Source organism: Pradoshia sp. Z3_51, assembly GCF_058215915.1.
The window spans coordinates 251,445-266,236 of sequence record NZ_JBZAJC010000004.1 but is presented as its reverse complement, the minus strand read 5'-3'; the positions used below and the strand labels follow the sequence as shown (position 1 = coordinate 266,236).

The following is a 14,792-nucleotide window of genomic DNA, read 5'->3' as shown; positions in this document are numbered from 1 at the left end:
TTCAAACTTAACATTAGAGTAAATATGGAGGTAGATTAAAATAAAAAATATTATAAGAAGCTTATTTAATCAAAAGCTTTCTTAGTTACCGCTTCCTTCGAAACTTTATCCATATCCGCTTCCACCATAAGTTGGATAAGCTTTTTAAAAGAGGTTTTTGTTGGATTCCAGTTCAATAATGTTCTAGCTTTTGTAGGATCACCTAATAACTGATCAACTTCTGCAGGCCTAAAGAACTTAGGATCTACATCAACAATTACTTCACCAGTAGATTTATTAATCCCCTTTTCATTAACTCCTTCTCCGGACCATTCAATCTCAATTCCAACATGTCTAAATGCTAATTCAACAAATTCACGAACAGTATGCATTTCTCCAGTAGCGATAACAAAGTCTTCTGGCGTATCATGTTGAAGAATTAGCCACATACATTCAACATAATCTTTTGCATAGCCCCAGTCACGTAATGAATTTAAGTTTCCTAAGGAAAGCTTCTTTTGTTTACCTTGAGCAATACGCGCAGCTGCTAATGTTATTTTGCGAGTGACAAATGTTTCTCCACGACGCTCTGATTCATGGTTAAATAGTATTCCATTTACAGCAAACATATTATAGGACTCACGATAGTTCTTCGTTATCCAATAACCATAGATTTTAGCTACTCCATATGGTGAACGTGGATAGAATGGAGTTGTTTCTTTTTGAGGTACTTCTTGTACCTTACCAAAAAGTTCAGATGTTGAAGCTTGATATACACGAGTTTTTTCTGTCAACCCTAAGATCCGAACAGCTTCAAGGATATTCAACGTCCCTTTTGCATCTACATCTAATGTATATCCTGGCATATCAAATGAGACACGAACATGCGATTGTGCTGCAAGATTGTAGATTTCATCTGGTTGAATCTCCCCTATAATTCTCGTCACATTTAAAGCATCAGTAACATCTCCATAATGAAGGTGAAAGTTTTTGTTATTTAATAATGCATTTTTTTCCTCTTCAGTTAAAAGCTCCTCTAAACGCTCTTGGTTATAAGAAGAGCTTCTTCGAATAATACCATGTACTTCATACCCTTTTTCTAATAAAAACTCTGCTAAATAGGATCCGTCTTGCCCTGTTACCCCTGTGATTAACGCTTTCTTCATTTTAATCCTCCAATTATGTTAGTTCACTGTTGTAATTTCATTTTCTAGAAACCATTGATAAGCTTTTTCTAGCCCTTCTTCTAATGAAGTGGACGCTTTCCATCCAAAAGAGTTCAACCTTGTTACATCAACTAATTTTCTTGGTGTACCATCAGGTTTAGTTGTATCAAATTGAATATTTCCTGTATACCCGACAATCTCTTTTACTTTTTCTGCCAACTCTTTAATGCTTATATCTTCGCCAACGCCGATATTAACAATTTCTTTACCTGAATATGTATTCATTAAGAATACACAGGCATCAGCTAGGTCATCAGAATATAAGAATTCACGTTTAGGAGAGCCTGTTCCCCATACTTCAACGAAAGGTGCTTTGTTTTTCTTTGCTTCATGGAACTTACGAATCAACGCTGGAAGGACATGAGATGTATGCAAATCAAAATTATCATTTTCACCGTATAAATTCGTTGGCATCACTGAAATATATTGTGTACCATATTGTCGATTATAAGACTCACACATTTTAATACCTGCTATCTTTGCAATAGCATATGGTTCGTTTGTTGGTTCCAATTCACCAGTTAATAAATATTCTTCTTTCAATGGTTGCGGAGCCATTTTAGGATAAATGCAAGTACTTCCTAAAAATAAAAGCTTGGTTACATTGTTTCGATAAGCCGCATCAATAATGTTTGTTTGGATTAATAAATTATCGCGAATAAAATCAGCAGGATATTCATTATTGGCAACAATTCCCCCTACCTTTGCTGCAGCAAGGAAAACAAATTCAGGTTTTTCTTCTGCAAAGAAAGTATCAACTGCATTTTTATCTCGTAAATCTAGTTCTTTACTTGTTCGATAAACAAGATTCTTGTATCCAAGTTTTTCCAACTTTCTAACTATAGCTGATCCCACTAGACCACGGTGTCCAGCAACGTAAATTTTAGCTGTTTTATTCATTAATATGCCCCTTTTCTTGCAATAACTTGAAAGACTGTTTTGCATAATATCTTTAGGTCTAATAATAAGCTTTTATTATAAACATAATACAATTCGATATCGACACGTTCCGGGTAACCAACATCACTTCTTCCACAAACCTGCCAGTAGCCAGTAATTCCTGGTTTTACCGAAAGAAAGTCATCCTTTTTATCCCTATACTCGTTTAGTTCCTCAATAACTACAGGCCTTGGACCAACCAAACTCATATCACCTTTTAAAACATTTAGAAATTGTGGTAGTTCATCCAAACTTGTCTTCCTGATAAAACGGCCAAACGAGGTTATTCGGGGATCCTCGTGTTGTTCTAATTTAAAGTTATTTTTTATATACTTAGAATATAATTCCTTATCTTCTTTCAACTTTTTCTCTGCATCGACTATCATCGATCGGAATTTATATATATAAAACTTTTTACCATCCATACCTATTCTAGTTTGTTTAAAAAATATAGGGCCTTTATTGTCTCCAAAAAGGTAGAATATCATAATAATAATTTGGATAGGAAGAGTTAATAATAATCCAACTATTGCTCCTACGATATCTATGCACCTTTTTAATAATAGATATAGAGCACCTGAATTCTTATACTCGAGATTAAGAACATCATGGTTATATTCAGTTTTCATCTAATTCACTCCAATAGATAACTCTTCAATTAATAGTCCTCTTAAATAGTCTTTTAGTTCATTTTTTATTTCGTCATTTTTTAAGGCGAACTCAATCGTTGTCTTCACGAATCCCAATTTTTCCCCAACGTCATATCGTATGCCTTCAAAGTCATACGCAAAAACTCTTTGAATTTCATTTAACCTTTGAATAGCATCTGTTAATTGAATTTCTCCACCAGCACCCGTTTGCTGTTTTTCAAGGAACATAAAGATTTCCGGCGTTAACACGTAACGTCCCATAATAGCTAAGTTAGATGGCGCCGTTCCTGGTGCTGGTTTCTCAACAAAGTTACTTACTTGATATCTTCTTCCTTCTTGCGTTGCAGGATCGATGATTCCATAACGATGCGTTTCATTGTCACCTACTGTTTGTACACCAATAACAGAAGATAAGGTTTTTTCATATTCATTAACGAGTTGACGTAGACAAGGATTATCATTTTGAACAATGTCATCGCCTAATAGAACTGCAAATGGTTCATTTCCAATAAAATTGCGTGCGCACCAAACGGCATGTCCTAAACCTTTTGGTTCTTTTTGGCGAATATAATGGATATCTACTTTGGAAGGAGCTTGTACTTTTTCGAGAAGATCAAACTTACCCTTTTCCATCAAGTTATTCTCTAAATCATACACATGATCGAAATGGTCCTCGATGGATCTCTTTCCTTTACCAGTCACAATAATGATATCCTCAATCCCTGATTCAATTGCCTCTTCGACGATATATTGAATCGTTGGTTTGTCTACAATCGGTAGCATTTCCTTCGGCATTGCTTTTGTCGCTGGCAAGAACCGGGTTCCAAGTCCTGCAGCTGGTATAATTGCTTTTCTTACTTTACGCAATGGTGTTCCTCCTCCTAAAGATTCAGTTCGCATTTCACTTATAGGTTTTTATACCTATAAGTGGAATGCGAAAAATATTCTTTTAATTTAATTATGTTCAATAATTTTTAGAAAGGTTATCAACTAATCAGTAGTTTAAATTCAAACCGTTATTTTATATAAATCACGAAATCTTGCATAAATTAAAAAAACGAGGCATCTAACCCATCCTCACACCATCCTATTGATGACTTTGCATCTAAGGAAGCTTCTTGGCTCCCCACAGCATGGCCGAGTGCCTCCTTTGATAAAGGCTAGGAGGCATCACCTTCATGCTCATCATTAAAATAGTCCTAAAAACTTGCGCTTTCTGACTGGCTGTGGCATTTCTCTCATGATTGTCTGGCCACTGATGAGTAACTCTGCATTTTCTTCAAAATAATAGATTTGGTCTAGTCCAAACTGTTTTTCCAGTTCATCCAATGCTTCCTTCATCCAAAATTGTCTGGACGAAACATTATGTGCATCAGATGCTACAAAATGAATAAGATTTGCTTCGATGAGGTCCATAGATAATTTCTTAATTTTCTTTCCGAATTTACCAACAATACTGCCGCTCGTGATTTGCGTACTGACACCCTGTTGTACAAACTCGTATAGTAAGTTCGGATTATCAGCGATGGCTACATTTCGTTCAGGATGAACCAATATTGGATTTATTCCACGTTGGAGTAAATCGAAAAATAAAGTGTTAGCATATCTGGGAACATAGTTTGAGGGAAATTCTATTAATAGATAGGAAGAATCGTTCACAGTTTGTATCAATCCTTGTTCCATATCTTCAAGCAGTTCCCCATAAACTCTTACCTCTTGCCCTGGTAAAACTGTTAGAGGAATTTGATTCTTTTCTAATTCTTCGTTTAATTGTTTAACCGACGATAGAATACTTTCTTTTTCATTTTCATATTTTCCATTTTTATGATGAGGGGTTGCAACAATGGTCTCTATGCCATTACTAACGGCTAGTTTGGCCATATTTAGCGATTCTTCTAAACTTTTAGCCCCATCATCAAGATTCGGTAATATATGACTGTGTATATCAATCATTCTTGTGCAACCCCTTAGTTAATGTAATAATGTCGTAAACTGGATATGCTTCACTCTCACCCGAAGATAGTATCTATAGAAATACTTTAATGATTACCATAGTAATAATAGGTGTTATCCTTCATTTGTTTGTTATTAAGAACAACGCCTAGAATTTTAGTACCCGTTTTGGTCAGTTGTTCCTTCGTTTTAATTGCATCCTCTATCTGAGTTTTTCCACTGCTGACTACCAACACAATGCCTTGGCAAAGACTTGAGATAATCTGGGCATCTGTGACAGCCGTTACAGGCGGTGTATCAATAATAATCACATCATAGTGATTTTTTGCCTCATTAATCAGCTCTTTCATTGCTTTAGATGATAATAATTCAGCTGGATTTGGAGGTATCGGGCCACTCGTTAACACATGCAATCCAAGCGGTTCAACAACATTAACAGCTTCTTCTAAACACGAATGTTTCGTTAAAACACTTGTTAATCCAAATGTGTTTGTAAAAGAAAACGTGTAGTGTGAAGAGGGCTTCCGCAAATCCGCATCAATAAATAATGTGCGTTTCCCCTGTTGGGCAAACACAACTGCCATATTAGCTGCAGTGGTAGATTTCCCTTCTGCCGGCCCAGAAGACGTTACTAACATCGTTTGGATCTCCTCATCAACCGAAGAAAACTGAATGTTAGTGCGAAGCGTACGATACTGCTCTGAGATTGGTGATTTTGCATCCCACATGGTGATTAGTTTTCGTTGATTTCGATTTCCAGTTTGTTTTCCCTTATTACGCGCCATGCTGCCCACCTCTTCCTGATCGCTTCATTCTTGCTCTCGCTTCCATTTGCGTATTATCCGCTTCAATCACACCAATCACACCAATAACCGGTAAATCCAGAATCCGTTCGATATCCTGCTCGGTTTTGATTGTATGGTCCAAATGCTCCATTAAGAATGCTAATCCGACACCAACCATCAAACCTACTACCATCGCAATGGCAATGTTAAGTAACGGCTGTGGTTTTATCGGTGAATCATTATCTGAAACTGTTGCTTTCGCAAGGATACTGACATTATCCACATTCATGATTTCAACGATTTCTTCTTTAAAAACTTTTGCTGTCGTATTGGCTATTTTGGCAGCCATGTGTGGATTCTCATCTGTAACTGATACGTTTACTACCTGAGAGTTCTGTTCACTTGCCACTGTGATTTTATTGGTTAACTCATCCACCGATAGGTCCAAATCTAGTTCCTCAATTACCTTATCCAATATGGCTGGGCTCTTCATAATGACATTGTATGTTTCGATAAATTGCAGATTCGTTTGAACCATGTTTTGGTTATATAATGTTTCTTCGCTCTTCGCCTGATTGACAAGTAGCTGTGTAGAAGATTGATAGATTGGAGTCAAAATAAAAAAGCTTGTTACTCCGCTTATCAAAATGGCCAAAACAGTAATCATAGCGATGAACCATGCGCGTTTTTTTAAGGTTGCAAACAAATCCTTCAAGCTGATAGTTTCTTCCATTTCATCCTCCGATTAAAAATAATAATGATATTATACTACAATACCTTTTTAAAAGCCCTTACTTTTTCTAGGAAACACACAAAAACTTAATCAATGTTAGAAAGATTGCTAATTTTTTATATAAATTTATAAAATCAATATAATATAATCATATTGTTATAATATATTTATTTACATGGAGGATGAAAAATGAAATATATAACAACGATTTTACTTACCTTATTCACTATCGTTGTTTTAGTTTTCGGACAAACTAGCTGGAGCAACCAAATAGAAAAAACTGTAGCGATGGAGAGTGAAAAAAAGACAACTGAACAAAAAAAAGAAATGAACACAAAAAAGAGCTCTACTTCTTTATATAAAAATGTAAAAAACCAAGAACTAAAGAGCGCGCTTGAAAAAGGAATCAGTAAACATGAAAAAGCTAATGTTTTGATTGCAGGTTCCAAAGCATTGGGCGATCAAGATAACGGCCTTGGGGAAACAATTAGTCAGGAATTAGAAGAAGAGTTTGAAGATGGGATTGCGGTATCTCATATAGAATTTAACGGTACATCCACCGAATTAATAGAGGCAGGTCAAATCAGCGATTATCAAGATGCCAACCCTGATGTTCTGATTCTTGAAGCTTTCACATTGGCTGATAACGGAGTCGTGGAAGTGGATGAAAATCACGAAAACATTGCAACTATTATTCAAGAATTGAAGTCTATCAATGAAGATCTTTTTGTCATTCTAATGCCAACTCACCCTATTCCAAATGCGATTATCTACCCACAACAAGTAGATGCCTTAAAGGAATATGCAGCAGAAAATAACATCACATGTATCGATCACTGGACGGAATGGCCTGATTATAAGAATGAAGACGAATTGATGGAGTATCTGAAAGAGGATAAGAGTGCTCCGAATGAACAAGGAATACAGATTTGGAGCGAAGAGGTTTATGAGTTGTTTGGAATTTAAAATCGAGCGGGAGATGGAATTAACCCCCGTTCTACTTATGGAATATGACGTGATTGAAGGGTTGGAAAGAAACCTATATTAGGAGTTCCTGGATAGAAGTTTTTGTGGTAATTACGAAGAAAAGGAGATTTATCAATACTAAAACAGGCGGAGAAATCTTAGTCAATTTCTCCGCCTGTTTACTTTCCATTGTTTTATTCAGGGGAATTAATTGTGTTTCACTTCACTACACTTTTTACACTCTTACTTACATAATATTAGAGGTAAGAGCTACTTACTCTTCTCATTAATATTAATTCAAATAAAATAAACCCTCCAAAATAATTGGAGGGTTTATTCATGCTACTATTTTACCTTATAAAAATCCACATACCAATCAGCAAACAGTTGCAAGCCCTCCTCAATAGAAGTACTTGGCTTAAAATCAAATGCATTAGCAAGTGGAGTTGTATCTGCATAAGTCGCATATACATCACCTGGCTGCATCGAAAGATATTCTTTTTCAGCTACAATTTCTCTGCCTGCTGCTTTACTTAAGCATTTTTCCAAGGTTTCAATGAAATACATCAATTGTTCAGGATTTGAGTTACCTATGTTGTAAACTTTATGAGGTACACCATTTTCATCCTGTACTGGTGGATGATTGAGCATTCTCTCCATTGATTCGATTATATCGTCAATATACGTGAAGTCCCTCATCATATCGCCCTGATTAAAGACTTTAATAGGTTCACCTGCAAATATCTTGTCAGCAAATCCGAAGTAAGCCATATCTGGTCTACCCATTGGACCGTAAACCGTAAAAAAGCGTAATCCTGTTGCCGGGATCTTATATAAGTTGCTATAAGCCCGAGCCATTAATTCATTACTCTTCTTCGTTGCAGCATATAATGAAACCGGGTCATCCGTTTTATCTTCCACTGAAAATGGCATCTTCTTATTCGCACCATAAACTGAACTACTGGATGCGTACAATAAATGCTCTACTGACGTATTACCAGTATCATAGGAATGACGGCAACATTCTAGAATATTATAGAAGCCAATTAAATTAGAATTTATATAAGCTTCCGGATTTGTAATACTATAGCGTACTCCTGCCTGTGCTGCCAGATTAACCACAATATTAGGCTGATGCTGTTTAAATACATTCTCCAAAGCAGTCTTATCTGAAAGGTCAATTTTCAAGAATGTAAAAGATGAATAATCCTTTAATGAACTTAGCCTACCCATTTTCAGATTAACATCATAGTAGTCATTTAAATTATCAATACCAACCACGCGACATCCTTGATCTAATAATTTCTTAGATAGATAAGATCCTACAAAACCAGCAGCACCGGTTACAAGATAAACTTTATTAAGATCTGGTGTTTTGTAATTCATGATTTCCCCACTCTCTTTTTGTATCTCGTACAGCTGCTTGTCTTCCAATGGAATGATACTCAACTCCAGCCTCATGCATCTCATTGACATTATATATATTTCGCCCGTCAAACACTAAAGAGGTTCTCATTAGTTTTTTGTACATATGCGGCGTCAGTGCTTTAACTTCTCCCCATTCCGTAAAGATAAAACAAACATTAGCACCCTCAAGTGCCTCCTCTGGATTCCCTACGTATGTCATCGTACCTTGGCCATTAGCGCCTTCAGGATACGATTTAGAGAAATTATAGACGCCTACTGGATCATAAGCATACACGTTAGCTCCATTTTCCAACAACAGAGGAATATTGTCTAAAGCAGGAGCTTCTCGCAAATCATCAGTTCCAGGTTTAAAGGTTAATCCCAACACAGCAACCTTAAGCCCATTAAAGGTGATGAGTCGCTTGCTTGCTTTTTTATATAACATTGTCTTTTGCTCTTTATTAACGTCAATGGCAGCCTTAATGGTTCTCAACTCATATCCATTTTGCTTTGCAATATACTCCAAGGCTTTCGTATCTTTAGGGAAACAAGACCCTCCATAGCCAATACCCGCATTAAGAAACTTACTTCCGATTCTTTCATCATAGCTCATACCTTTAGCAACATCCTGTATATCCGCTCCCACTAATTCACACAAGTTAGCAATATCATTCATATAGGATATTTTAAGAGCCAAGAAGTCATTGGATGCATATTTAATCATCTCGGCTGATCTTCTGTTAACAGAAACAATGGGCAGATGAAATGGCTTATAGATTTCCATAAGCATTTCTTCTGCCCATTTACTTTCGGTTCCAATAATGATTCGTTCTGCATGTAAAGTATCACGTACCGCTGATCCTTGCGCTAAGAACTCAGGATTAGAGGCAACCTCTATCTTCACATCATTCTTTAAAAAATCATTAATAAACTGTTCAACTTTATCATTTGTCCCAACCGGAACAGTAGATTTAACAACAACCAAGCAATCCTTTTCCACATTTTCAGCAATTTGCCTTGCAACAGTTGCTATATGAGAAAGATTAGCTGATCCATCCGGTTGCTCTGGAGTTCCGACTCCAATAAAAATGGCATCTGCCTCTTTATAAGCCGATTCATAATCAGTTGTATAATCCAATCTACCAGCAGCATAATTCTTCTGCATCAACTGTTCTAAATCTGCCTCATAAATGGGCGAGATGCCTTGTTTCATTTTATTAACTTTTTCTTCATCTATATCTACACATGTTACTTGATGACCAACTTCGGCGAAACATACTCCAGCTACTAAACCGACGTATCCTGTTCCTGCTACCGCTATATTATACATACTAGAACATCCCTTCACACTCTATGAGAGTATTTTATTATAGGTTATACGTACTATGCAGATCTCATTTATTTTACAACCTGGATTCTATTGAAATATTATTCTTGATAGTGTAAGTTAATTTAGAAGTCTATATCTAATTCAATTCTTAAAATACTATAATATATAGTCAGGATAAATCCGCGTCTCTCGAATTATTATAGTTTAAATTTAATACTAGAGCGATTATAATCAGGTAAAAAATCAACTCCCCTCTAAGTATCAGATTTATCGCCATCCCCCTAAATAATAATATTAGTAAAGGAATATAATTAAATAAGTTTCGCTTAATTCTAGGATTTGTTTTACGAAATGTACTTAATATACAAAGGATATATAATACAGAACCTACTAATCCCAAATAGTATATTGTTTCTAAATAGAAGTTATGTGATGCATGTGAATGGTATAATTCTGCACCAAACCCGGCTCCAAACATAAATACTTTTATATCACTAAAAATAAACTCTAAATATAGTATCCAAATATCAAATCTCCCTGTTGTAACATCGGATATATCCGCATTACCATTATTAATTAATAATCTATTTATAAACATATTCAAATACTCTTTATCAACTAATAATAAGATTCCCGTGATAAATATTGCGATTAACATTAATGATTTAGGTACATTTAACAAGTTTTTCCTGGAATTAGCAACCACAAATAATATAAACAATAAGAAAAGCATTAATAGAAATGATTTACTTAATGACATTATTCCAAATATGGCGAGTCCGAATATAAAGATAAAGTCAGTCTTTTTTAAGTCCCGTTGACCAATTAACAGACTGAACCAACCTGCTAACGCAATACTAATGTCCATTGTATAGAAGTTTGGATTATCCTGCACTCCACTAAATCGATTAAAATATTCTCCTGTTTCTAATCTAATATTCGAATGATTCATAAAAGAAGATAATCCTGGTATAAATTCATTAAACAAACCTGCTAATGAGGAGAATATTATGCCTAATGAAAAATAATATAAAACCTTTTTTAAGTCTATAGATACTTTTTGATTAAAAATTAACATCATTAAGGTTAGATATAATACAATAATTATAAATGGCACTAAAGATTCAACATTTCCAACCAACAATACATATGCGGAGAACAATGTAAGTATTATCACTTGTTTGTATCTGATTTTCAAATTGAAAAGTAAAAACCTTAAAACTGCAAATAATACTAAGAGATGAAATAGTGTATAGCTACTCGGATCAAACTTAAATATTGTAGAAAATGGCATTAAGAAGAACAGTAAAACAACTATTTCAATAGTAGTACCAGTAATAATAAATAAAGAAGCTATAATTATAGTCACGATATTTACAATTGGTATGTTTACACCAACTAGAATCAATAATAAAATTAACAAACTTTTTACAAACATACTTGTATCTTTTGAAACTGATAAACCTGAGTAATAAAACATTTCCAGGATTTCCTCCCAAGATTAAGTATTCTTCGACTTTTTTAGTTAAATATCCAAAAGCTAAGAAAAGAATACATCGGATTATATTAAAGGATAATTCACATAACACGGAAAAAAATAGCATGGAAAAGTCCCTATCTAAATATTTTTAATAATTTATTTTTTATAGGGAAATTAAAGCTATTTAAAATACTCATAAGTTCCTTTTTACCTGAAGGAAAAATGAATTGTAAAGTAAAATAAAAAATAATACTTAATAAAATAGAGAGGGTCTCCCAAATATAACTATCACTAAATGTCAATAATAGATAAGCAAAACATCCCATACCTATTGAACAATAAACGGAAGAAAGAACGTTTTTTACCATTGCGATGGGCGATATTTTGAATACGATATGCATAATAACCCAATTAATCAATATTTGATAAATTTTAATTAACGAATGGCCTAAAACTAAAGTTTGAAATCCATACTTAACTGAAAACAAAAGGGTCGGCAATAAGCCCAATAGATAAAAAATTTGTACTAAGAATGATAACCTCGGCCTTCCTTTCGCACGATATACCTCGCTACACAATTGCCCGAAAACTATAGTAATGCTACTCATTAATCCTAAAAGTCCTACAAAAAAACTAGCTTCACTCCATTGCTTACCTAACAATATATTAGTAATCAAGTCCCTATATAAAAATATACCAATCCCCATTGGGAAAATTATCATTGCTATTAACCGTATAAACTTTAGAAAAACTTCTGTAAACTCTTTATTATTATTTTGCAACCTTGAAAGAGAGGAAAAGATTATTGAAGTGGTAGCACTAGTTACTATAGCGAATATACCACTAACTGTTACTATGGTCGTTTGGTATAACCCGAGATAATATGAATTTAAGCCGCTAGCTACAATAAATATCCCCAAATAGGTTGTTGCCCAAATTGAGACTGACTCTACTAATGACCAGATACTAAAGGAAAACATTTTTCTTAGTATTGTTATACTATAAAATAATTTAGGTTTCCAATTTGATTTTATTGTTAGTAAAATAACATTGGCTAGGTTTCCAAATATAGTACCTAATATCAAAGACCAGTAACCAAATCCTAATATTGCAAGTGGGATAGTTATAAAAAATGGTATTAAAACAGTTGCAATCCTTATATAAAACAAAGGCTGATAATCTAAGCTGCGCCTATAAATAGCTACTTGAATACTTGAAAAAGAATTCAATGGTAAATTAATTCCTGCTATCGCAATAACAAATCCAAGTTCTGGGCTGCCAACAGTTTTTGCTATAACTTCACTAAATGCAATTATTAAGCCCCACAAAGTAAGCGACAAAGTGATATTTGTCCAAAAGGCAACGTTTATACTTTGTAACATCTCTAACTTTGTTTCAAATTCCCGTTGTATTAAATATTTCTGAAATCCCGAATCACTAAATAGATTTGCGAAGCTTATTACAAGGGTTATTGTTGCAACTACACCAAAAGCTTCAGGAGCCAATATTCGAGCTAAAATCATATTTGTAATTGGCACAATCATCTTTGCAATAAGTTCTGTTAATGTTGACCATTTTGTTGCTTTACCGATAGACTGTAAAAGAATATTTTTCTCCATTACTTCACCTACATAATCTTATCTGAATAACAGAAATTATAGATTGTCAAAAATGTTTTCAAGTTTATTTTGGAATTTTGAATAAGTAAATTCTTTTGCTCTTTCTTTAGATTTTTTATAATAGTAATCTCTTAAGTCTTTGTCTTTTAATAACATTTTCATTGCACCGGCTAATTCGTTATCACACTCTTCAATGAAGTTTGCTTCATAGTTAAAACTCTTGCTTACGGGAGGTGAAATTACTCCAAATTCACAAGTTTCTAATTTATTGGCTGTTTGTAGTTGATAATCATTTGACAGAATTTCCCTTGGACCTGATTTACAATCCACAGCCAATATTGGTAGGCCTATAGACATTGCTTCAACCATTGCATTTGGGAATCCTTCTGTAATGGATGATAATACATACATATCCGCTTTCTTCATAAATTTATAAGGATTACTTTGACCACCAAGTAATAGGACATTCTTATCTATTCCAAGATCTTTTATTAAGGTTTTAATTTTATATTCCTTACTTCCTTTACCTACGATAATTAATACTGTATCTGGATGCTGTTTTAAAACCAGTGAAAAAGCCTTTATCAGATGGTTATAGCCCTTTTGATTTTCTAATCTACCTACTGATATTATTATCTTTTTGTTACTCGGTATTTCAACCTCTTTTATTGGTTCATTAGCCTTTTGATTAATTAACTCTACATCATATGGATTATATAGGACTTTACTTTTAGATTCATCAATACTAAATATATCCTTAGCTTCCTCAGCAATAACATTACTTACAGAGACAACCATATTAGCCTTATTATAAGTCCATTTATCTATTGAAAAAGTCGCAAAGTAATCTGTTAACCAATCATATGACCTAATACCAACAACAACCTTTTCATTACCTTTGGTAGCTACATTCGTAAAATTCGCAGCAGTTCCAAATGACATTACAATATCGGGCTTAATCCTATTTTTTATTTTCTTTACAGCTATAGTTCTTTTAACTATATTTAAATATTTCATAACTCTATGAGATTTAGGTGGACAATCAAGGTTAATTATTTCAAAAGGAGGAGAATAATCTGGGTTATCTGCATATAATGTCACTACCGTGATATCATATTTTTCTTTAAGTAAATTATGGGCAATAAATACAACTCTTTCCATCCCACCATAGAATAATCCTGTTATTAGAAAAACAATTTTCTTTTTCTTTTTCATAGAGTATCACCTCCTATTTGCAAATTATTTAACTGTTACCAAAGTTATAAGTTGAACGCTTTGGTTTTATAATAGCTGGAACACCTACAGCTATACTATTTGGGGGCACATCTTTAGTTACAACTGCATTAGCTCCAACTATAGAGTTTTCTCCAATTGTAATAGGACCTAGTACACAAGCACCCGAAAAAATTGTAACATTCTCTTTTAAATGTGGTCCTCCCTTATTTACTGCTTCTCCATTTACTATCTTACCGTTACCACCAAGAGTTACATTTTGATAAATTCTACAATTTTTTTCTATTACCACTCCTGGATGAAAAACACACCCTAAACCATTATGAACAAGCTCAACAGTTGGGTGAATATTACTCTTATATAAAATGTCACAAGAAAAAAAGGACCGTAAAATAGTATAGTAAAATTTTGCAAATGGTAAATTTCCATTCTTATAAGACTTTATACTGCGTTGTACAATCTTTTCTGCTTTTCTCATTTATTTCCACCTTC

General features: G+C 34.1%; 14 protein-coding genes. 1 reads left to right on the top strand and 13 read right to left on the bottom strand.

The window, feature by feature from the left end:
- Window positions 1–65: 65 nt before the first annotated feature.
- From gmd to AC4BHA_RS10610, 7 genes are all read right to left on the bottom strand, one after another.
- Window positions 66–1,145, bottom strand: a complete 1,080-nt coding sequence (gmd, locus tag AC4BHA_RS10640) for a GDP-mannose 4,6-dehydratase (protein ID WP_490558554.1) — start codon at window positions 1,143–1,145, stop codon at window positions 66–68.
- An 18-nt stretch (window positions 1,146–1,163) separates the two neighbouring features.
- Window positions 1,164–2,105 carry a GDP-L-fucose synthase gene (gene fcl / locus AC4BHA_RS10635; protein ID WP_490558553.1) on the bottom strand — a complete coding sequence of 314 codons (942 nt, stop codon included), beginning with the start codon at window positions 2,103–2,105 and terminating at the stop codon, window positions 1,164–1,166.
- Window positions 2,105–2,773 carry a sugar transferase gene (locus tag AC4BHA_RS10630; protein ID WP_490558552.1) on the bottom strand — a complete coding sequence of 223 codons (669 nt, stop codon included), beginning with the start codon at window positions 2,771–2,773 and terminating at the stop codon, window positions 2,105–2,107. Before AC4BHA_RS10630 ends, fcl begins: the two co-directional genes overlap by 1 nt.
- Entirely contained in the window at window positions 2,774–3,661 is an 888-nt protein-coding gene (galU, locus tag AC4BHA_RS10625; protein ID WP_490558551.1) for a UTP--glucose-1-phosphate uridylyltransferase GalU, read from the bottom strand.
- Window positions 3,662–3,982: 321 nt separating this feature from the next.
- Window positions 3,983–4,747 (bottom strand): tyrosine-protein phosphatase, encoded by a 765-nt coding sequence (locus tag AC4BHA_RS10620; RefSeq protein WP_490558550.1) that lies wholly within the window; start codon window positions 4,745–4,747, stop codon window positions 3,983–3,985.
- Between the two features lie 86 nt (window positions 4,748–4,833).
- Entirely contained in the window at window positions 4,834–5,532 is a 699-nt protein-coding gene (locus AC4BHA_RS10615) for a CpsD/CapB family tyrosine-protein kinase (RefSeq protein ID WP_490558549.1), read from the bottom strand.
- Window positions 5,522–6,265: a YveK family protein gene (locus AC4BHA_RS10610; RefSeq protein WP_490558548.1), complete on the bottom strand. Its 744-nt coding sequence runs from the start codon at window positions 6,263–6,265 to the stop codon at window positions 5,522–5,524. The genes AC4BHA_RS10615 and AC4BHA_RS10610 overlap by 11 nt, the downstream gene beginning before the upstream one ends.
- 189 nt (window positions 6,266–6,454) lie before the next feature.
- Between AC4BHA_RS10610 and AC4BHA_RS10605 the strand changes: the two genes are divergently transcribed.
- Window positions 6,455–7,231 carry an SGNH/GDSL hydrolase family protein gene (locus AC4BHA_RS10605; RefSeq protein WP_490558547.1) on the top strand — a complete coding sequence of 259 codons (777 nt, stop codon included), beginning with the start codon at window positions 6,455–6,457 and terminating at the stop codon, window positions 7,229–7,231.
- A 345-nt stretch (window positions 7,232–7,576) separates the two neighbouring features.
- On the opposite strand, the gene AC4BHA_RS10600 is transcribed toward AC4BHA_RS10605, so the two are convergent.
- The 6 genes from AC4BHA_RS10600 to AC4BHA_RS10575 all read right to left on the bottom strand — a co-directional run bounded on the left by AC4BHA_RS10600 (window position 7,577) and on the right by AC4BHA_RS10575 (window position 14,778).
- The gene (locus AC4BHA_RS10600; RefSeq protein ID WP_490558546.1) at window positions 7,577–8,617 is read right to left on the bottom strand and encodes a GDP-mannose 4,6-dehydratase; all 1,041 of its coding nucleotides are present in this window, start codon (window positions 8,615–8,617) and stop codon (window positions 7,577–7,579) included.
- On the bottom strand, window positions 8,592–9,968 hold the full coding sequence (locus AC4BHA_RS10595; RefSeq protein ID WP_490558545.1) for a UDP-glucose dehydrogenase family protein: 1,377 nt from the start codon (window positions 9,966–9,968) through the stop codon (window positions 8,592–8,594). Before AC4BHA_RS10595 ends, AC4BHA_RS10600 begins: the two co-directional genes overlap by 26 nt.
- Before the next feature lie 169 nt (window positions 9,969–10,137).
- Window positions 10,138–11,448 carry a hypothetical protein gene (locus AC4BHA_RS10590; protein WP_490558544.1) on the bottom strand — a complete coding sequence of 437 codons (1,311 nt, stop codon included), beginning with the start codon at window positions 11,446–11,448 and terminating at the stop codon, window positions 10,138–10,140.
- Between the two features lie 134 nt (window positions 11,449–11,582).
- The gene (locus tag AC4BHA_RS10585) at window positions 11,583–13,067 is read right to left on the bottom strand and encodes a lipopolysaccharide biosynthesis protein (protein ID WP_490558543.1); all 1,485 of its coding nucleotides are present in this window, start codon (window positions 13,065–13,067) and stop codon (window positions 11,583–11,585) included.
- Window positions 13,068–13,103: 36 nt separating this feature from the next.
- Complete coding sequence (locus AC4BHA_RS10580) at window positions 13,104–14,282, bottom strand: glycosyltransferase (protein ID WP_490558542.1); 1,179 nt, start codon at window positions 14,280–14,282, stop codon at window positions 13,104–13,106.
- A gap of 28 nt (window positions 14,283–14,310) precedes the next feature.
- The gene (locus AC4BHA_RS10575) at window positions 14,311–14,778 is read right to left on the bottom strand and encodes a serine O-acetyltransferase (protein WP_490558541.1); all 468 of its coding nucleotides are present in this window, start codon (window positions 14,776–14,778) and stop codon (window positions 14,311–14,313) included.
- Window positions 14,779–14,792 lie beyond the last annotated feature (14 nt).

What these genes read in the sequence shown, in the direction of transcription:
- gmd (WP_490558554.1), bottom strand. Translation starts at nt 1,145, where the DNA reads ATGAAGAAAGCGTTAATCACAGGGGTAACAGGGCAAGACGGATCCTAT.
- fcl (WP_490558553.1), bottom strand. Translation starts at nt 2,105, where the DNA reads ATGAATAAAACAGCTAAAATTTACGTTGCTGGACACCGTGGTCTAGTG.
- AC4BHA_RS10630 (WP_490558552.1), bottom strand. Translation starts at nt 2,773, where the DNA reads ATGAAAACTGAATATAACCATGATGTTCTTAATCTCGAGTATAAGAAT.
- AC4BHA_RS10620 (WP_490558550.1), bottom strand. Translation starts at nt 4,747, where the DNA reads ATGATTGATATACACAGTCATATATTACCGAATCTTGATGATGGGGCT.
- AC4BHA_RS10615 (WP_490558549.1), bottom strand. Translation starts at nt 5,532, where the DNA reads ATGGCGCGTAATAAGGGAAAACAAACTGGAAATCGAAATCAACGAAAA.
- AC4BHA_RS10610 (WP_490558548.1), bottom strand. Translation starts at nt 6,265, where the DNA reads ATGGAAGAAACTATCAGCTTGAAGGATTTGTTTGCAACCTTAAAAAAA.
- AC4BHA_RS10605 (WP_490558547.1), top strand. Translation starts at nt 6,455, where the DNA reads ATGAAATATATAACAACGATTTTACTTACCTTATTCACTATCGTTGTT.
- AC4BHA_RS10600 (WP_490558546.1), bottom strand. Translation starts at nt 8,617, where the DNA reads ATGAATTACAAAACACCAGATCTTAATAAAGTTTATCTTGTAACCGGT.
- AC4BHA_RS10595 (WP_490558545.1), bottom strand. Translation starts at nt 9,968, where the DNA reads ATGTATAATATAGCGGTAGCAGGAACAGGATACGTCGGTTTAGTAGCT.
- AC4BHA_RS10590 (WP_490558544.1), bottom strand. Translation starts at nt 11,448, where the DNA reads ATGTTTTATTACTCAGGTTTATCAGTTTCAAAAGATACAAGTATGTTT.
- AC4BHA_RS10585 (WP_490558543.1), bottom strand. Translation starts at nt 13,067, where the DNA reads ATGGAGAAAAATATTCTTTTACAGTCTATCGGTAAAGCAACAAAATGG.
- AC4BHA_RS10580 (WP_490558542.1), bottom strand. Translation starts at nt 14,282, where the DNA reads ATGAAAAAGAAAAAGAAAATTGTTTTTCTAATAACAGGATTATTCTAT.
- AC4BHA_RS10575 (WP_490558541.1), bottom strand. Translation starts at nt 14,778, where the DNA reads ATGAGAAAAGCAGAAAAGATTGTACAACGCAGTATAAAGTCTTATAAG.